Source organism: Kiloniellales bacterium, assembly GCA_030066685.1.
Classification (GTDB): Bacteria; Pseudomonadota; Alphaproteobacteria; order Kiloniellales; family JAKSBE01; genus JAKSBE01.
Map to the genome: position 1 here is coordinate 1 of JASJBF010000034.1, position 17,133 is coordinate 17,133.

Annotated in this window: 16 protein-coding genes; 11 read left to right on the forward strand and 5 right to left on the reverse strand. The window is 69.4% G+C overall.

Features of this window, described 5'->3' with window-relative positions; translation table 11 throughout:
- The coding region (locus QNJ30_19705) for an argininosuccinate synthase (GenBank protein MDJ0945700.1) at positions 1–492 on the reverse strand (492 nt) is incomplete at its 3' end.
- 104 nt (positions 493–596) lie between these two features.
- Between QNJ30_19705 and QNJ30_19710 the strand changes: the two genes are divergently transcribed.
- Positions 597–1,661, forward strand: a complete 1,065-nt coding sequence (locus QNJ30_19710; GenBank protein MDJ0945701.1) for an SDR family oxidoreductase — start codon at positions 597–599, stop codon at positions 1,659–1,661.
- A 140-nt stretch (positions 1,662–1,801) separates the two neighbouring features.
- On the forward strand, positions 1,802–2,239 hold the full coding sequence (locus QNJ30_19715; protein ID MDJ0945702.1) for a hypothetical protein: 438 nt from the start codon (positions 1,802–1,804) through the stop codon (positions 2,237–2,239).
- Positions 2,240–2,611: 372 nt separating this feature from the next.
- Here QNJ30_19715 and QNJ30_19720 read toward each other — a convergent pair whose 3' ends face one another.
- Genes QNJ30_19720 through fsa form a run of 3 tightly spaced genes read right to left on the reverse strand, consistent with a single transcriptional unit; the run spans position 2,612 to position 4,969 of the window.
- Positions 2,612–3,574 carry a tyrosine recombinase XerC gene (locus QNJ30_19720; protein MDJ0945703.1) on the reverse strand — a complete coding sequence of 321 codons (963 nt, stop codon included), beginning with the start codon at positions 3,572–3,574 and terminating at the stop codon, positions 2,612–2,614.
- Positions 3,553–4,311: a DUF484 family protein gene (locus QNJ30_19725; protein MDJ0945704.1), complete on the reverse strand. Its 759-nt coding sequence runs from the start codon at positions 4,309–4,311 to the stop codon at positions 3,553–3,555. The genes QNJ30_19720 and QNJ30_19725 overlap by 22 nt, the downstream gene beginning before the upstream one ends.
- Positions 4,274–4,969 carry a fructose-6-phosphate aldolase gene (fsa, locus tag QNJ30_19730; GenBank protein MDJ0945705.1) on the reverse strand — a complete coding sequence of 232 codons (696 nt, stop codon included), beginning with the start codon at positions 4,967–4,969 and terminating at the stop codon, positions 4,274–4,276. Before fsa ends, QNJ30_19725 begins: the two co-directional genes overlap by 38 nt.
- A gap of 101 nt (positions 4,970–5,070) precedes the next feature.
- On the opposite strand from fsa, the gene QNJ30_19735 reads away from it, so the two are divergent.
- Complete coding sequence (locus QNJ30_19735) at positions 5,071–7,323, forward strand: primosomal protein N' (GenBank protein ID MDJ0945706.1); 2,253 nt, start codon at positions 5,071–5,073, stop codon at positions 7,321–7,323.
- A 128-nt stretch (positions 7,324–7,451) separates the two neighbouring features.
- Here the strand turns inward: QNJ30_19735 and QNJ30_19740 are convergent, their stop codons facing one another.
- Positions 7,452–8,501: a GntG family PLP-dependent aldolase gene (locus QNJ30_19740; GenBank protein ID MDJ0945707.1), complete on the reverse strand. Its 1,050-nt coding sequence runs from the start codon at positions 8,499–8,501 to the stop codon at positions 7,452–7,454.
- A gap of 158 nt (positions 8,502–8,659) precedes the next feature.
- Here QNJ30_19740 and QNJ30_19745 point away from each other — a divergent pair, with 158 nt between their 5' ends.
- The 8 genes from QNJ30_19745 to ggt all read left to right on the forward strand — a co-directional run bounded on the left by QNJ30_19745 (position 8,660) and on the right by ggt (position 17,100).
- Positions 8,660–9,136, forward strand: a complete 477-nt coding sequence (locus QNJ30_19745; protein MDJ0945708.1) for a VOC family protein — start codon at positions 8,660–8,662, stop codon at positions 9,134–9,136.
- A 185-nt stretch (positions 9,137–9,321) separates the two neighbouring features.
- Positions 9,322–9,882 carry a F0F1 ATP synthase subunit delta gene (locus QNJ30_19750; protein ID MDJ0945709.1) on the forward strand — a complete coding sequence of 187 codons (561 nt, stop codon included), beginning with the start codon at positions 9,322–9,324 and terminating at the stop codon, positions 9,880–9,882.
- Positions 9,882–11,411 carry a F0F1 ATP synthase subunit alpha gene (gene atpA / locus QNJ30_19755; GenBank protein MDJ0945710.1) on the forward strand — a complete coding sequence of 510 codons (1,530 nt, stop codon included), beginning with the start codon at positions 9,882–9,884 and terminating at the stop codon, positions 11,409–11,411. The genes QNJ30_19750 and atpA overlap by 1 nt, the downstream gene beginning before the upstream one ends.
- Positions 11,412–11,444: 33 nt before the next feature.
- Positions 11,445–12,347 (forward strand): F0F1 ATP synthase subunit gamma, encoded by a 903-nt coding sequence (locus QNJ30_19760; GenBank protein ID MDJ0945711.1) that lies wholly within the window; start codon positions 11,445–11,447, stop codon positions 12,345–12,347.
- Between the two features lie 33 nt (positions 12,348–12,380).
- The gene (gene atpD / locus QNJ30_19765) at positions 12,381–13,802 is read left to right on the forward strand and encodes a F0F1 ATP synthase subunit beta (GenBank protein MDJ0945712.1); all 1,422 of its coding nucleotides are present in this window, start codon (positions 12,381–12,383) and stop codon (positions 13,800–13,802) included.
- A 133-nt stretch (positions 13,803–13,935) separates the two neighbouring features.
- The gene (locus tag QNJ30_19770; protein ID MDJ0945713.1) at positions 13,936–14,343 is read left to right on the forward strand and encodes a F0F1 ATP synthase subunit epsilon; all 408 of its coding nucleotides are present in this window, start codon (positions 13,936–13,938) and stop codon (positions 14,341–14,343) included.
- Positions 14,344–14,485: 142 nt separating this feature from the next.
- A complete protein-coding gene (locus QNJ30_19775) occupies positions 14,486–15,307 on the forward strand; it encodes a ferritin-like domain-containing protein (GenBank protein ID MDJ0945714.1) in 822 nt (273 codons plus the stop codon).
- An 80-nt stretch (positions 15,308–15,387) separates the two neighbouring features.
- Entirely contained in the window at positions 15,388–17,100 is a 1,713-nt protein-coding gene (gene ggt / locus QNJ30_19780) for a gamma-glutamyltransferase (protein ID MDJ0945715.1), read from the forward strand.
- Positions 17,101–17,133 lie beyond the last annotated feature (33 nt).

Below are 17,133 nucleotides of genomic sequence, written 5' to 3' on the forward strand. Positions count from 1 at the left end.
CTCGGCGAAGTCGATCAGGGCCTGGCGGCTGTTCAGGTCCCACTCGCGCCAGGGCGAGATCACCTTGATGTCGGGGTTGAGGGCGTAGTAGCCGAGCTCGAAGCGGACCTGGTCGTTGCCCTTGCCGGTGGCGCCATGGGCCACGGCGTCGGCGCCGGTCTCGGCGGCGATCTCGATCTGGCGCTTGGCGATCAGCGGCCGGGCGATCGAGGTGCCGAGCAGGTAGACCCCCTCGTAGACCGCGTTGGCCCGGAACATCGGGAAGACGTAGTCGCGCACGAAGTCCTCGCGCAGGTCCTCGATGAAGATGCTCTCCGGCCGGATACCCAGCAGCTCGGCCTTCTTGCGCGCCGGCTCGACCTCCTCGCCCTGGCCGAGGTCGGCGGTGAAGGTGACCACCTCGCAGCCGTAGGTCTCCCGCAGCCATTTCAGGATGACCGAGGTGTCCAATCCTCCCGAATAGGCCAGCACGACCTTCTTGATCTCGCTCATAACCCCTCCAAGCCCCTTTCCCCCGAGGACGAAGCCGCGCGAGTATAGGAAAAGCGCCCGGCCGGGCAAGCCGGGTCATGGCATCGAGGGAGGCGCGGAGGCTCATGGCGGAGGCGATCAAGACGGCGCTGGTGGTCGGCGCGACAGGAGTCATCGGACGCGGCCTCATGCAGCACCTCGACGGCCTGCCGGACTGGCACGCGATCGGCATCTCGCGCCGGCCGCCGGTCGAGAGCCACTCGGCCTGGTCGCGCTACCTGGCGGTCGACCTGCTGGATCCCGACGACGCCGTGGCCAAGCTGGGCAGCCTCGCCGAGGTCACCCACGTCTTCTACGCGGCCTTCGTGAACGCGCCCGACCAGGCGGCCCAAGTCGCGCCCAACCTTGCGCTGCTGCGCAACTGCCTCGAGGCCCTGGACCCGGCGGCAAGAGATCTGCAGCGGGTGGTGCTGGTCGAGGGCACCAAGTGGTACGGCTCCCACCTCGGGCCCTTCAAGACCCCGGCCAAGGAGGACGATCCGCGCTGCCCACCGCCGATGTTCTACCACGACCAGGAGGACTTCCTGCGGGACCTGGCCGCGGCGCGGCCCTGGTCCTGGTGCAGCCTGCGGCCGCAGACGGTCTGCGGCTTCTCGCTCGGCTCGGCGATGAACCTCATGACCCTGATCGGGGTCTACGCGGCGATCCGCAAGCACCTGGGCCTGTCCTTCGCCTATCCCGGCAAGGAGGGGGCCTTCCGGGCGCTCTACCAGGTCGCCGACGCCGGCCTGCTGGCGCGCGGCCAGGTCTGGGCGGCGACCGCCGAGGCCGCCGCGGACCAAGCCTTCAACCTGACCAACGGCGACTTCTTCCGCTGGCAGAACCTCTGGCCGCGCCTGGCCGACTTCTTTGGGATGGAGCCCGGGCCGATCGAGACCCAGCGCCTGACCGAGACCATGGCCGACAAGGCCCCGGTCTGGGACGAGATCGTCCGCCGGCACGGCCTGCAGCCCAACAGCTTCGAGAGCCTCGCCGCCTGGCCCTTCGGCGACTACTGCCTGGGCTGCGACTACGACGTCATGAGCAGCACCACCAAGATCCGCCAGGCCGGCTTTCCCGAGGTCCTGGACAGCGAGGAGATGTTCCTGCGCCTCTTCGCCGAGTTCCGGGAAGCCCGGGTCATCCCGTGAGGCGACGCGAGGCTCGGCCCGCCGACACGGCCGGACCCGCACTCGCTCACGTCGCGGAAATGCCTTCTTAACCCTTCTGCCCCTACTTCTAACCCTGGTTGCTGGCTGGCCATCCGAGGCAAGAAGAGGGATCGCAATCCATGAGAAACGCTTTCATGCCGGCCGCCGCGCTGGCGCTGCTGGTCCTCGGGGCCACGCCCGGCTGTTCGGTCGGCATGGCTCTCAGCGGCGATGAAAACCCCGACCTGAGCGTGATCAGAGTCGGGGCCACGCGCGGCGAGGTCGAGCTCCACCTGGGCGCCCCGATCAAGACCGAGGCCGGGCGCAACGGCGAGCGCATCGACACCTACGAATACGAGATCGGCGACGAGCCAAGCGCGGGCCGAGCGGTCGCGCACGGGGTCGCTGACGTCCTCACCCTGGGCTTGTGGGAACTGGTGGGAACGCCGATCGAGGCGGTTCAGGGCGAGACCTACATCACGAAGATCACCTACGACTCCCGGGACAAGGTCCGGCAGATCGCGACCGAGAAAGCCCCCGATCCGGAGCCGAAACCCCAAGAAGCCGAACGCGACTGACGGGGCGTCGCTTCGAAGCTCGCCGAACTCGAAGCCCTGGAACTTCCCGGTCACCGAATAGCGATGCTCGGCGTCGGAGACCTCGACCGCCTTCTCGGCTGCCGGGTGACTGCGCGCACGGCCCGCCGCCGGTGCCTCCACGACGCAGGAGTGCAGTCTTCCCAAAGATATGGGAACAGGTTCCTGATTTCCTGCCTAGAGCAGCCTGCGTTCTTTCGAACGCAGATAAGCTGCTCTATCTATATGGAATAGATCAAATTATCTGCGCTCAATTGATACCAATTGAGCGCAGTTTGATCTAGTCGGGGCACAAATCCCCAGGACTCGACCGACCTTGGCCTTGGCCGGCTCGATAGGGTGGAAAGGTCGGGCCTAGCCCCGCGCCCGGGGGTGGGCGGCGTCGTAGACACCGAGCAGGCGCGCGCCGTCGACCGCGGTGTAGCGCTGGGTGGTCGAGAGCGAGGCGTGGCCGAGCAGCTCCTGGATCGCGCGCAGGTCGCCGCCGGCCCCGAGCAGGTGGGTGGCGAAGGAATGGCGCAGGGCGTGCGGCGTCGCGTCCTCCGGCAGGCCAAGCAGGACGCGCAGCTCCCGGACCTTCTCCTGGATCCGCCGCGGGCCGAGCGCGCCGCCGCGCTGGCCGAGGAACAGCGGCCCCTCGGGACGCAGTGGGTAGGGACAGGCGGCGAGATAGGCCTGGACCGCCTCGATCACCGCCGGCAGCAGCGGCAGGCTGCGCTCCTTGCGGCCCTTGCCGCGCACGGTCAGGGCCTCCTGGCGCGGCCGCGGTGCCTCGGCGGCGGTCAGGGAGAGCGCCTCGCCGATCCGCAGGCCGCAGCCGTAGAGCAGCATGAGGACCGCCAGGTCGCGCTTGCCGATCCAGTCCTCGTCGCTGAGCTCAGTGACCGTCTCCAGGCTGCGCGCCGCCTCCTCCGGGGTCAGCGCCCGGGGCAGGCTTGCCGGCGGGCGCGGCGCGCGCAGGCTGCCGACGGCCGGGTTCTCGACCAGGCCTTCGCGCTGCAGCCAGCGGAAGAATCCGCGCAGCACCGAGAGTGCCCGGGCCTGGGAGCGGCGGCCCAGCCCGGCCCTCGCCCGCGCGCTGAGCCAGGCCCGGAAGTCGGCCGGCCGCAGCCGCGCCAGGTCGCCGAGGTCGGGGCGCCCGCCCAGGTGCTTGGCGAGAAAGCCGAGGAAGTCGGCAAGGTCCCGCCGATAGGCCGCGAGGGTGTGCGGCGAGGCCCGCTTCTGCTGCGCGAGCCAAGCCACCCAGTCGGCGACGGCGGCGCGCAGGTCGGCGGCGCAGGCCGCCTCCAAGTCGGTCAGGCCGGCAGGTCCAGCCATGCGCGGATGGTGATCTCCAGCACCCGGGCGAGGAAGTTCAGGAGCTCGGTGCCCTGGCCCGGGTGGAAGTGGTCGGGCTGGCGCGAGCCGAAGGCGATCAGTGTCGGCGGCGCTGCCGGCGCGATGTCCAGGCGGATCAGCGCGTCGGAGCGGACCAGGCCGGCGGCCGCGCCGAAGATCTCCGGGTCGCCGGCGACCTCGGGGCGCAGAAGGACCGAGCGCTTGTCGCCCAGCAGCGTGCCGATCGTGCCGGGGGCGAGCTGCTGCAGGCCGGAGATGCGCCGCGGCGGCAGGCTGCCCTCGGCCGGCTCGACGCAGAGCGTGACCACGTCGAGGTCGAGCACGATCGCCAGGTCGGTAGTCACCGTCTCGATCAGGTGCTCGAAGGAGCCGGCGGCGACAAGGGCCAGCACCGCCTGGTGAATTCGGATCTGGTGGTTCAAGTTGGCGCGGCTGTTGACGACCATGTCGTCGATCGTGTCGCGCAGGCCGTCGAGCTCCTTGCGCAGGCGCTCCAGCATGTAGTTCTGCAGGTCGACCACGGCGCCGCGACCGCGCACCGGCGGCTCCGCGTTGGGGCTCGGCGGGGTCAGGATCTCGATCAGGTCGCCGTTGCGCTCGAGGAAGTCCGGGTGCGCCCGCAGGTAGGCGGCGACCTCGGACTCCGTCGGCCCGGCCGCCCGCTTCTCGGCGGGGGATTCAGGCGCTGCGTCGCTCCGGTTCCGCGGCATTGTCATCGCTCAGTATTTTCTGGCCGGTCTTGGCCCAGTCGTCGAGAAAGGCCGCCAGACCCTTGTCTGTCAAGGGGTGCTTGAACATCGCGCGCAGGACGGCCGGCGGAATGGTGGCGACGTGGGCGCCCAGCTTCGCCGATTCGACCACGTGCAGCGGATGGCGCACCGAGGCCACCAGGACTTCGGTGCCGATCGCCGGATAGGCATCGTAGATCTCCACGATGTCGGCGATCAGCTGCAGGCCGTCGACGGAAATGTCGTCGAGGCGGCCGATGAAGGGCGAGATGTAGCGCGCCCCGGCCTTGGCGGCCAGCAGCGCCTGGGCGGGCGAAAAGCAGAGCGTGACGTTGACCTTGGTGCCCTCGTCGGTGAAGGCGCGGCAGGCCTTCAGGCCCTCCGGGGTCAGCGGCACCTTGATCACGACGTTGTCGGCGACCTGGGCCAGTCGGCGGCCTTCGGCGAGCATGGCCTGATGCTCGGTGGCGGTGACCTCGGCGCTGACCGGGCCCGGCACCAGCGCGCAGATCTCCGCCAGCACCTCGAAGAAGTCCCGGCCGGATTTCGCGACCAGCGAGGGGTTCGTGGTCACGCCGTCGACCAGTCCGGTCGCTGCGAGATCGCGGATCTCGGCCACGTCGGCGGTGTCGATGAAGAACTGCATCCAGCCTCCCGAAAGTGCCGATCGGACGCCTGCCGGCCGCCCGGACGGGGCAATCGCGGCCGGATTGGCCGGCGCGCGCTCACTTGGCTAGAGTGTAGCCGATGCCCGAGCACCACGCCAGTTCCGCCGCCGCCGTCCTGCCCGGCCTGCAGCAAGGCCCGGAAAGGGCACGGCTTTCCGTGCTTCTGCCGCTGCCCCTCGCAGGAACCTACGACTACCTCGCGCCGCCCGGCGAGACGCTCGTGCCCGGCCGAATCGTGCGGGCGCCGCTCGGCAACCGCGAGGTCGTCGGAGTCGTCTGGGACGACCCGGCCGGCGCCGATTCGGTGCCGGCGGACAAGCTCAAGGCGGTGATCGGCAGCCTCGACCTGCCGCCCCTGTCCGAGGCGGAGCGGCGCTTCGTCGAATGGATGGCGGATTACACGGTGACGCCCCCCGGCGCGGTCCTCAAGCTCTGCCTCAGCGTGCGCGACGCCTTCCTGCCGCCACGGCCGATCCAGGCCGTGCGCCCGGCGGCGGATCCCGTGTCCCTGGGCCTCCGCCTGACCCCGGCGCGGCGCCGGGTCCTGGCCGAGCTGGCCGCGGGTCCGGCCCGGCCCGCGACCGAGGTTGCGCGCGCCGCCGGGGTCTCGGTCTCGGTGGTCAAGGGCCTGCTGGAGGCCGGGGCCCTGGAGTCCGTCGAGCTGCCACCGCCCCCGCCCTTCGAGCACCCCGATCCGGAGCGGCCCGGCCCCGACTTGACCGCCGGCCAGTCCGAGGCCGCTGCGTCGCTGCGCGCCAAGGTCGCGGCCGGCGGCTTCTCGGTGACCCTGCTCGACGGCGTCACCGGCGCCGGCAAGACCGAGGTCTACCTGGAGGCCCTGGCCGAGGCCCTGCGCGCCGGCCGCCAGGTCCTGGTGCTGCTGCCCGAGATCGCGCTCTCGGCCGTCTGGCTGGAGCGCTTCAAGGCGCGCTTCGGCGTGCTGCCGGCGGTCTGGCACTCCGACCTGACCGCGGCCGAGCGCCGCCTGACTTGGCGCTCGGTGGCCCGGGGCCAGGCGCCGGTGGTGGTTGGCGCCCGCTCGGCGCTCTTTCTGCCTTATCCCGATCTCGGCCTGATCGTGGTCGACGAGGAGCACGATCCCGCCTTCAAGCAGGAGGACGGCGTCGTCTACCAGGCCCGCGACATGGCGGTGGTCCGCGGCCAACTGGGCGAACATCCCGTGGTCCTGGTCTCGGCGACCCCCTCGCTCGAGACCGTGGTCAACGTCGAGCGCGGCCGCTACGAAGAGCTGCGCCTGCCCGAGCGCCACGGCGCCGCCGGCCTGCCCGAGGTCACCCTGGTCGACCTGCGCCGGGACCGGCCGCCTCGGATCCAGGGCCTGGGCCAGAGCTGGCTGTCCGAAGCCCTGCGCCAGGGCGTGCGCGAGGCCCTGGCGGCCGGGGAGCAGGCCCTGCTGTTCCTGAACCGCCGGGGCTACGCGCCGCTGACCCTCTGCCGCGCCTGCGGCCACCGGCTCGATTGTCCCAACTGCACCGCCTGGCTGGTCGAGCACCGCCTGGCCGGGCGCCTGCAGTGCCATCACTGCGGCCACGTCCTGGCGCTGCCCCGGCACTGCCCGGCCTGCCAGGCCGAGGACTCCCTGGCCGCCTGCGGCCCGGGGGTCGAGCGCCTGGCCGAGGAGGTCGCCGCGCTCTACCCCGAGGCCCGGACCGCGCTCTTGTCCAGCGACACCCTGACCGGCCCGGCGGCGGCGGCCGAGCTGCTGCGCCAGGTCCGCGACCGCGAGCTCGACCTCCTGATCGGCACCCAGGTGGTCGCCAAGGGCCACCACTTCCCCTATCTGACCCTGGTCGGCGTGGTCGACGCCGATCTCGGCCTGATGGGCGGGGACCTGCGCGCCGGGGAGCGCACCTTCCAGCTGCTGCACCAGGTCGCCGGCCGCGCCGGCCGGGCCGAGCGCCCCGGCCGCGTCCTGCTGCAGACCACCCAGCCCGAGCATCCGGTGATGCAGGCCCTGGTCTCCGGCGACCGCGACCGCTTCCTGGAGGTCGAGGCCGAGCAGCGGCGCCAGGCCGGCATGCCGCCCTTCACCCGCCTGGCCGCCCTCATCCTCTCCGGCCCCGACCCGGAGCCGGTCGACGGCGCGGCGCGCGACCTCGCCCGCTGCGCGCCGCAAAACCAGGGCCTCCAGGTCCTGGGCCCGGCCCCGGCGCCCCTCGCCATCCTGCGCGGCCTGCACCGCCGCCGCTTCCTGGTCCGCGCCCGCCGCGAGGTGAAGCTCCAGGACCTGCTCCGCGCCTGGACCGCCCAGGTCAAGCTGCCGGGCAGCCTGCGCCTCAAGATCGACGTCGATCCCTACAGCTTTTTGTGAATGCCGGACATGTCGCTTCGATCCGCATCCACACCGCTGTCCTCCCCGGGCTCGACCTGGGGATCCATCGTGCCGCCCGCAGCATGGATGCCCGGATCAAGTCCGGGCATGACAGCGAGTCGGGTCGGTTAGTCCGCCAGCACCGCGCGCACGGCCGCCAGGGCCGTGTCGACGCCGTCCTCGGGGACGTCGAGGTGGGTGACGGCGCGCAGGCGGCGCTGGTCGGCATCGCCGATGCGCACGCCGTGGCCCTCCTCCAGGCGCTGGGAGAGCTCCGGGGCGGTCAGGCCGGTGCTCTCCTCGACCTCGAAGAAGACCAGGTTGGTCTCGACGCTCGCCGGGTCGATCGAGATGCCCTTGATCTGCGCCAGGCCCTGAGCCAGGCGGCGCGCCTTGGCATGGTCCTCGGCCAGTCGCTCGACGTGGTGCGCCAGGGCGTGGACGCCGGCGGCGGCGATGATTCCGGCCTGGCGCATCGCGCCGCCGAAGAGGTGCTTGCTGCGGAAGGCCGCCTCGATGAAGTCGGCATCGCCGGCAAGGACGGCCCCGACCGGACAGCCCAGGCCCTTGGAGAGATCGATCCAGACCGAGTCGCAGGGTGCGGCGTAGTCGCGCGCGGGGACGCCCGAGGCGACCACGGCGTTCATCAGGCGCGCGCCGTCCATGTGGACCGCGAGGCCGTGCTCCTTCGCCTTGGCCGCGACCTCGCGGATCTGCGCCAGGGGCCAGACGCTGCCGCCGCCCTGATTGCTGGTCTGTTCGATCGAGACGATGGCCGACTGCGGCTCGTGGCGGCTGTCCTTGGGTCGCAGCGCCGCCTCGACCTGCGCCGCCGTGAAGATGCCCCGCGCGCCCGCCAGCGGCCGGGTCATCAGGCCGCAGAGCGCGGCCGGGCCGCCGGCCTCGTAGTGGATGGCGTGGGCGGTCTGGTCGAGGATGATCTCCTGCCCCGGGCGGCCGTGCACCCGGTAGGCGATCTCGTTGCACATGGTGCCCGACGGCAGGAAGACCGCGGCCTCCTTGCCAAGCAGCTCGGCGACCGTCTCCTGCAGGCGGTTGACGGTCGGGTCCTCGCCGCGCTGCTCGTCGCCGACCTCAGCCTCGGCGATGGCTTTGCGCATTGCCGGCGTCGGCCGGGTCTGGGTGTCGCTGTAGAGGTCGACCTCGATCTCGCGCATTCGGCCCTCCTGATCTGCCGTGGCTGGGATCAGAGGCGAAAGGCCGAAAGGGCGCAAGCGTGAAATCTTCATGACAGACCTGTGCCCGCCTTGACTCCCGGCAGGGTGTGTTCTTGTATTGTTCTCTTGGATGAAACGACGGACAGGGAGCGAGAACCATGACCGACGACTCGCAGGCGGGCACGACCGCGAGCGTGATCCCGCATCTGGTGGTCGAGGGCGCGGCCGATGCGCTGGAATTCTACAAGCGGGCCTTCGGTATGGAGGAGGTCATGCGCATGGAGAGCCCGGACGGCGGCAGCATCGTCCATGCCGAGCTGCGCCACGGCAACGGCGTGATCTTCCTCGCCGACGAGTTTCCGCAATGGGGCAGCTTTTCGCCGGTGAAGGTCGGTGGCACCTCGGTCACCATCCATCTGCACGTCCGGGATATCGACGCCGCGTACAAGGTGGCGGTCGAAGCCGGTGCCGAAGCCATCATGCCGCCGGAGGACATGTTTTGGGGCGACCGCTACGGCAAGCTGCGCTGTCCCTTCGGCCACGATTGGGCCATGGCGCAGCACATCCGCGACGTCCCTCTGGAGGAAATGCAGGAGGGCTTGAAGAAGATGATGCCGGGGCCCGCCGAGGGCTGATTCCCGACTTCGATTCCACCTTGAATTCCCGGGCTGCAAGGCGGCGCAAGTCGTCTTGCGCGCCCCCTGGGGCTGTGATACCACACGCCCGCCTTGAAAAGCGGCGATCAAACAGCAAATTCAAGGCACACACGGGAGAGCAGCCCCACTGAAAGGCTGCGGGTCACCACAAGGGGGCATCGGGTTTGGCAGCCGACAGCACCAGCGCCAGCGGCCTCGCCGGCCGCTACGCGGCGGCCTTGTTCGAACTGGCCGACGACAAGAAGGAACTTGACCCGGTCGCGGCAGACCTGCGCGGCCTGCGCGAGATCCTCGGCGACAGCGAGGACCTGCAGCGGCTGATCCGGAGCCCGCTCTTTTCGCGCGAGCAGCAGGGCCAGGCGCTGACCGCGATCCTGGACAAGTCCGGCGCCGGCGATCTGGCACGGCGCTTCGTCCTGACGGTCGCCCAGAACCGGCGCCTCTTCGCGCTGCCGCAGATGATCGACGCCTTCCTGGCCGAGCTGGCCAGGCGCCGCGGCGAAGTCACCGCCGAGGTGACCTCGGCCGCACCGCTCAGCGACACGCAGCGGAGCGCGCTCGACAAGGTCCTGCGCAGGGAATATGGCGACAAGGTCCAGATGGACCTCAGGGTCGACGAAAGCCTGATCGGCGGCCTGATCGTGAGGGTCGGCAGCCGCATGATCGACGGCTCGCTGAAATCCAAACTTCGTAAGCTCGAGTTTGCCATGAAAGGGATCGGGTGATGGACATCCGCGCCGCCGAAATCTCGGCCATTCTGAAGGAGCAGATCGATAACTTCGGCACCGAGGCCGATGTCGCGGAGGTCGGTCAGGTCCTCTCGGTCGGCGACGGCGTGGCCCGCGTCTACGGCCTCGACAACGTGCAGGCGGGCGAGCTGGTCGAGTTCCCCGGCGAGATCAGCGGTATGGCGCTGAATCTCGAGGTCGACAACGTCGGCATCGTGATCTTCGGCGACGACCGCGACATTAAGGAAGGCGACACGGTCAAGCGCACCGGGCGCATCGTCGACGCGCCGGTCGGCAAGGCGTTGCTCGGCCGCGTGGTCGACGCCCTCGGCAATCCGATCGACGGCAAGGGTCCGATCGAAGGCGCCGAGCGCCAGCAGGTCGAGGTCAAAGCGCCGGGCATCATCCCGCGCAAGTCGGTGCACGAGCCGATGCAGACCGGCCTCAAGGCGATCGACAGCCTGATTCCCATTGGCCGCGGCCAGCGCGAGCTGATCATCGGCGACCGCCAGACCGGCAAGACCGCGATCATCGTCGACACCATCCTGAACCAGAAGTCGATCAACGCCAGCGGCGACGAGTCGCAGAAGCTCTACTGCATCTACGTCGCGGTCGGGCAGAAGCGCTCCTCGGTGGCGCAGCTGGTCAAGACCCTGGAGGATAACGGCGCGCTGGAGTACTCCATCGTGATCGCCGCCACGGCGTCCGAGCCGGCGCCGCTGCAGTACCTCGCGCCCTACACTGCCTGCGTCATGGGCGAGTACTTCCGCGACAACGGCATGCATGCGGTGATCTTCTACGACGACCTGTCCAAGCAGGCCGTCGCCTACCGCCAGATGTCGCTGCTGCTGCGCCGCCCGCCGGGCCGCGAGGCCTTTCCCGGCGACGTCTTCTACCTGCATTCCCGGCTGCTGGAGCGGGCGGCCAAGATGAATGACGACCAGGGCGCCGGTTCCCTGACCGCGCTGCCGGTCATCGAGACCCAGGCCGGCGACGTCTCGGCCTACATCCCGACCAACGTCATCTCGATCACCGACGGCCAGATCTTCCTCGAGACGGCCCTGTTCTACCGCGGCATCCGCCCTGCGGTGAACGTCGGGCTCTCGGTCTCCCGCGTCGGCTCGGCGGCCCAGATCAAGGCCATGAAGCAGGTCGCCGGCACCATCAAGCTGGAGCTGGCCCAGTTCCGCGAGATGGAGGCCTTCGCCCAGTTCGCCTCGGATCTCGACGCCTCGACCCAGCGCCTGCTGGCGCGCGGCGCGCGGCTGACCGAGCTGCTGAAGCAGTCGCAGTACTCGCCGCTGACCGTCGAGGAGCAGGTGGTGGTGATCTTCGCCGGCGTCCGCGGCTACCTGGATGGGATCGGCCTGAACGACGTGACCCGCTTCGAGCAGCAGCTGCTCTCCGAGGTGCGCGACAAGGGCGGCGACATGCTGGAAGCGATCCGCAGCGAGAAGGCGATCAGCGACGCCACGGAGGAGAAGCTCAAGGCCTTCATGGACACCTTCGCCAAGACCTTCGCGTAACCGACCGCACGACCAAAGGCGAGCGAGCCTCCCATGCCGAGCCTCAAGGACCTCAGAGTTCGCATTGGCAGCGTCAAGTCGACGCAAAAGATCACCTCGGCCATGAAGATGGTGGCTGCAGCCAAGCTGCGCAGGGCCCAGGAGCAGGCCGAGGCCTCACGCCCCTATGCCGAGCGCATGGAGCGCATGCTGGCCTCCCTGGCCGAGGGCGCGGCGGAGCGGCCAGGCGCGCCGCCCCTGTTGGCCGGCAGCGGCAAGGACGAGGTCCATCTCCTGGTGGTCGCGACCGCCGACCGCGGCCTTTGCGGCGGCTTCAACGCAAACATCGCACGCGAGGCCCGGCGGCGCATCGACGACCTGGTCGAAGCTGGGAAGACCGTCAAGATCCTCTGCGTCGGCCGCAAGGGCCGCGACCAGCTGCGCCGCAGCTATGACCGGCTGATCCTCGAGACCCTGGAGAATGTGACAAAGCCGAACGTCAACTTCGACGCCGCCAAGATGATCGCCGGCCGCATCACCCAGCTCTTCGAGGCCGGGGAGTTCGACGTCTGCACGATCATCTACGCCCGCTTCAAGTCCGCAATCACCCAGATCGTAACGCCGCAGCAGCTGATCCCCTTCGCGCTGCCCGAGGCCGAGGAGGGCGAGGCGCCGGCCGGGTCCAGCGCCGCCGCCGGCGGTGCGGTCTACGAATACGAGCCCGAGGAGCAGGAGATCCTGGACGAGCTCCTTCCGCTCAACCTTTCGATCCAGGTCTTCAAGGCGCTTCTGGAGAACAACGCCAGCGAGCACGGCGCGCGCATGACCGCAATGGACAGCGCGACCCGCAACGCCGGCGAGATGATCGGCGCCCTGACCCTGCAGTACAACCGGGCGCGTCAGGCCGGCATCACCAAGGAACTGATCGAAATCGTATCCGGCGCTGAGGCCCTCTAGAGGCCGCCGCCGAGACAGAGGAGAAGGCACGCAATGGCCAAGAACGTTGTCGGCAGCATCACGCAGGTCATGGGGGCCGTGGTCGACGTCCAGTTCGAAGGCGACCTGCCGGCGATCATGAACGCGCTGGAGACCGAAAACCAGGGTAACCGGCTGGTCCTCGAGGTTGCCCAGCACCTGGGCGAAAACACGGTGCGGACCATCGCCATGGACTCCACCGAAGGTCTGGTTCGCGGCGCCGAGGTCACCGACACCGGGGCGCCGATCAACGTGCCGGTCGGCCCGGAGACCCTGGGCCGGATCATCAACGTCATCGGCGAGCCGATCGATCAGCGCGGCCCGGTCGAGACCAAGATGACCTACCCGATCCACCGCTCCGCGCCGGACTACGTCGACCAGTCGACCGAAGCCGAGATGCTGACCACGGGGATCAAGGTTGTCGACCTGCTGGAGCCCTACCAGAAGGGCGGCAAGATCGGCCTCTTCGGCGGCGCCGGGGTCGGCAAGACCGTGATCATCATGGAGCTGATCAACAACATCGCCAAGGGTCACGGCGGCTATTCGGTCTTCGCCGGGGTCGGCGAGCGGACCCGCGAGGGCAACGACCTCTATCACGAGATGATGGAGTCCGGCGTCATCCAGCTCGAGGGTGACTCCAAGGCGGCGCTGGTCTACGGCCAGATGAACGAGCCGCCGGGGGCCCGCGCCCGGGTCGGCCTGACCGGTCTGACCCTGGCCGAGTACTTCCGCGACGAGGAAGGCCAGGACGTCCTGTTCTTCGTCGACAACATTTTCCGCTTCACTCAGGCCGGCTCCGAGGTCTCGGCGCTGCTCGGCCGGATTCCCTCCGCGGTCGGCTACCAGCCGACCTTGGCGACCGACATGGGCACCCTGCAGGAGCGGATCACGACCACGAAGAAGGGCTCGATCACCTCGGTCCAGGCGATCTACGTGCCCGCGGACGACCTGACCGATCCGGCGCCAGCGACCTCCTTCTCGCACCTGGACGCCACCACCGTCCTGTCGCGCCAGATCGCCGAGCTCGGCATCTATCCGGCCGTCGATCCGCTGGACTCGACCAGCCGCATCCTCGATCCCCGGGTCATCGGCGAGGACCACTACAACGTCGCGCGCGAGGTTCAGCGGGTCCTGCAGAGCTACAAGGCGCTGCAGGACATCATCGCCATCCTGGGCATGGACGAGCTCTCGGAAGAGGACAAGCTGACCGTCGCCCGGGCGCGCAAGATTCAGCGCTTCCTGTCACAGCCCTTCCACGTGGCCGAGGTCTTCACCGGCAGCCCCGGTGTCTTCGTCGCGCTTGAGGACACCATCCGCGGGTTCAAGGGCATTGTCGCCGGCGAGTACGACCACCTGCCGGAAGCGGCCTTCTACATGGTCGGCACCATCGACGACGCGGTGGCGAAGGCGCAGAAGATGGCGGCCGAAGCCGCGTAGAGCAACAATGACATGAGGTCGGATCGACCTCTTGTCTGAATCGTGCTCTAGACTTTTGAAAGAGAGCGGGATTCAGACATGAAGCTGGGTCGGCTTCATGTCATCCCGCTCTAGCCACAGGGAGGCCCCCGCCATGGCCGAGGGCAAGGTTGCGTTCGAACTGGTGTCGCCGGAGCGGCTTCTGCTCTCGGTGGAGGCCGACATGGTGGTCGTCCCCGGCGCAGAGGGCGACTTCGGCGTCCTGCCGCGGCATGCTCCCCTGGTCTCGAGCGTGAAGACCGGTGTCATCACCGTCCACGATGCCGGCCAGGTCACCGAGCGGATCTTCGTCGCCGGCGGCTTCGCCGAGGTGACGCCCGAGCGCTGCACCGTCCTGGCCGAACGGGCGATCTCGGTCCGCGACATTGACCGCGCCCAGACCGAAGTCGAGCTTCAGGCGGCGCGCGAAGAGCTGGCCGACGCTGCCAACGACGACGAGCGGCGCGCGGCCGAGCGCCAGATCGCGGTCGCCGAGGCGCTTCTGGAAGCCGCCGCCGGCTGATCCGGCCGGGTGCCGCGGCAGCGCATCTTTGGCGGGTAGAGGCTTTGCGCGAATCCGGGAGCGATGGCAAGCTTTAGCGCTTGCCGGAGAGCGATTGCGATCCAATCTCATCGAAAATGCGAAGCCCACTGCCGAATCGGTCATGAAACACTGGACGCTTGACGATATCCCCTGGGATCGCTTCGAGGCCGAAAAGGTCGATCCGCACATCCTCCAGATCATGAAGGGGGTCAGTCTGGTCGAGCACAACGGCAGCGACTACGCGACCTATCTCTGCAACGTCTTTCACGACGATCTGGCCTTCCAGGACGAAGCCCGTGCCTGGGCGGCGGAAGAGGTGCAGCACGGCCGGGCGCTGGGCCAATGGGCGACGCTCGCCGATCCCGGCTTCGACTTCGAGAGCGCCTTCGACCGCTTCATCGCCGGGTTCCGGCCGGATGTCGAGGCGACGCAGTCCATCCGAGGCTCGCGCTCGGGCGAGCTAGTCGCCCGCTGCATCGTCGAGGTCGGGACCAGTTCCTACTATGCCGCCATGTCCGAGGCCTGCAGAGAGCCGGTGCTGAAGGAGATCTGCAAGCGGATCGCCGCCGACGAGCTGAGGCACTACCGGATGTTCTACAAGGCGCTGATGCGCTACCTGGAACATGAGGGCATCGGCCGCCTGCGCCGTGTCGCGGTGGCCCTCAGCCGAATCCGCGAATCCGAGGACGACGAGATCGCCTATGCGCATTTCGCCGCCAACGGGGGGGCGGGCGAGATCTACGACCGGCAGCGCTCGAGCGACTTTATGCACGGCATCGCCTTCCAGCACTATCGGCCGAAGCACGTCGACCGGGTGGTCACCATGACCCTCAAGGCGGCCGGCCTCAATCCCCAGGCGGCCTGGGCGCCCTGGGTGTCGCGCCTGGCCTATCGCCTGATCCGCCGCCGCGGGGCGAGGACCGCGCAGGCCCTGGCCGCCTGAAGCAAGCTCGGACTTGCCGCTGTTGCCGGCCAGGCTTTAGGCTTTCCTAGTTCTATTCAACCCAGGAACGCAGCATCGCCATGCGCCGCCTAGCCTCGCTCTGCCTTCTGGTCCTGCTGCTGCCCGGACGGCTCTCGGCCGAACAGGCCATCCTTTCGCCGCAGGACATCTTCCACCCCGTCGTCGGGACCCAGGGGATGGTCGCGTCGCAGGAGGCGACGGCGACCCGGATCGGCCTGGAGGTCCTGAAGCGCGGCGGCAATGCCGTCGATGCCGCGGTGGCCGTCGGCTTCGCCCTGGCGGTCACCCTGCCGCGCGCCGGCAACCTGGGCGGCGGCGGCTTCATGCTGATCCACATGGCCGAGTCCGGCGAGACCCTGGCGCTGGACTATCGCGAGGAGGCGCCGGCGGCGGCCGGTCGGGACCTCTTTCTCGGCCCGGACGGCGAGGTCGACAACCAGCGGGCGCGCTTCAGCTATCTCTCCGCCGGGGTGCCCGGAACGGTCGCCGGCCTCGCCGCGGCCCAGGCGCGCTTCGGCCGCCTGACCCTGGCCGAAATCCTGGCGCCGGCGATCCGGCTCGCCGAGGAGGGCGTGACCGTCTCGCCGTTCCTGGCCGAGGGCCTGGCCGCGCGGGCCGACCGGATGAAGGCCTGGCCTGAGACCGCGCGCATCTTCTTCAAGGCCGACGGCAGCCCCTACCGCGCCGGCGAACGCCTGGTCCAGGCGGACCTGGCCTGGAGCCTCAAGGAGATCGCCCTCAAAGGTCCGGAGGCCTTCTACACGGGCGAGATCGGCCGGCGGATCGCCGCCGACATGAATGCCAACGGAGGCCTGATCACCGAAGCCGATCTGGCCGCTTACGACGTGGCCTGGCGCGCGCCGGTGACCGGCCGCTACCGGGGTTACGAGATCGCCTCCATGCCGCCGCCCTCCTCGGGCGGCATCCACCTGGTCCAGATCCTCAACCTGCTGGAATCCTATCCGCTGGCTGAGATGGGCGCGGGCTCCGCGGCGACGCTCCACGTCATGGCCGAGGCGATGAAGCTGGCCTATGCCGACCGCAGCCAGCACCTCGGCGATCCGGACTTCTGGGCCGTGCCGCAGCGCGGCCTGACCTCCAAGGCCTACGCCAGCCGCCTCAGGCAGCGGATCGACCAGGCGCGCGCCCTCGCCGCGGCCGAGATCGGGCCAGGGGACCCGGCGCCCTACGAGAGCAACGAGACCACCCACTTCTCGGTCGCCGACCGCTTCGGCAACGTGGTCTCCAACACCTATACCATCAACTTCAGCTACGGCAGCGGCATCGTCGCCAAGGGCACCGGAATCTTGCTGAACAACGAGATGGACGACTTCTCGGCCAAGCCCGGTACGCCCAACGCCTACGGGCTGATCGGCGGCGAGGCCAACGCGATCGAGCCCGGCAAGCGGCCCTTGAGCTCGATGACCCCGACCCTGGTCTTCAAGGACGGCAAGCCCTGGCTGGTGACCGGCAGTCCCGGCGGCAGCCGGATCATCACCACGGTCCTGCAGATCATCCTCAATACCGTCGACCACGGAATGAACGTGGCCGCGGCCTCAGCCGCGCCGCGCATCCATCACCAATGGCTACCCGACGAACTGCGCGTCGAGCCGGGCCTCAGCCCCGATTCTCTGAGCCTGCTGGCCCGGAAGGGGCACCGCGTGGTGGTCAAGAACGCCATGGGGTCGACGCAGTCCCTGCTGCGCATCGAGGGCGGCTGGACCGGGGCCTCGGACCCGCGCCGGCCCGGCGCCCTCACGCTGGGTTATTGACGGCCTTCGCCGCCCTGAACTCACGGCAGGGGC

Bases quoted from the DNA above. Each gene is read 5' to 3' on its own strand.
- QNJ30_19775 (MDJ0945714.1), top strand. From the start codon at position 14,486: ATGAAACACTGGACGCTTGACGATATCCCCTGGGATCGCTTCGAGGCC.
- QNJ30_19745 (MDJ0945708.1), top strand. From the start codon at position 8,660: ATGACCGACGACTCGCAGGCGGGCACGACCGCGAGCGTGATCCCGCAT.
- QNJ30_19710 (MDJ0945701.1), top strand. From the start codon at position 597: ATGGCGGAGGCGATCAAGACGGCGCTGGTGGTCGGCGCGACAGGAGTC.
- QNJ30_19735 (MDJ0945706.1), top strand. From the start codon at position 5,071: ATGCCCGAGCACCACGCCAGTTCCGCCGCCGCCGTCCTGCCCGGCCTG.
- fsa (MDJ0945705.1), bottom strand. From the start codon at position 4,969: ATGCAGTTCTTCATCGACACCGCCGACGTGGCCGAGATCCGCGATCTC.
- QNJ30_19770 (MDJ0945713.1), top strand. From the start codon at position 13,936: ATGGCCGAGGGCAAGGTTGCGTTCGAACTGGTGTCGCCGGAGCGGCTT.
- atpD (MDJ0945712.1), top strand. From the start codon at position 12,381: ATGGCCAAGAACGTTGTCGGCAGCATCACGCAGGTCATGGGGGCCGTG.
- QNJ30_19715 (MDJ0945702.1), top strand. From the start codon at position 1,802: ATGAGAAACGCTTTCATGCCGGCCGCCGCGCTGGCGCTGCTGGTCCTC.
- QNJ30_19740 (MDJ0945707.1), bottom strand. From the start codon at position 8,501: ATGCGCGAGATCGAGGTCGACCTCTACAGCGACACCCAGACCCGGCCG.
- QNJ30_19760 (MDJ0945711.1), top strand. From the start codon at position 11,445: ATGCCGAGCCTCAAGGACCTCAGAGTTCGCATTGGCAGCGTCAAGTCG.
- atpA (MDJ0945710.1), top strand. From the start codon at position 9,882: ATGGACATCCGCGCCGCCGAAATCTCGGCCATTCTGAAGGAGCAGATC.
- QNJ30_19725 (MDJ0945704.1), bottom strand. From the start codon at position 4,311: ATGACAATGCCGCGGAACCGGAGCGACGCAGCGCCTGAATCCCCCGCC.
- QNJ30_19720 (MDJ0945703.1), bottom strand. From the start codon at position 3,574: ATGGCTGGACCTGCCGGCCTGACCGACTTGGAGGCGGCCTGCGCCGCC.
- ggt (MDJ0945715.1), top strand. From the start codon at position 15,388: ATGCGCCGCCTAGCCTCGCTCTGCCTTCTGGTCCTGCTGCTGCCCGGA.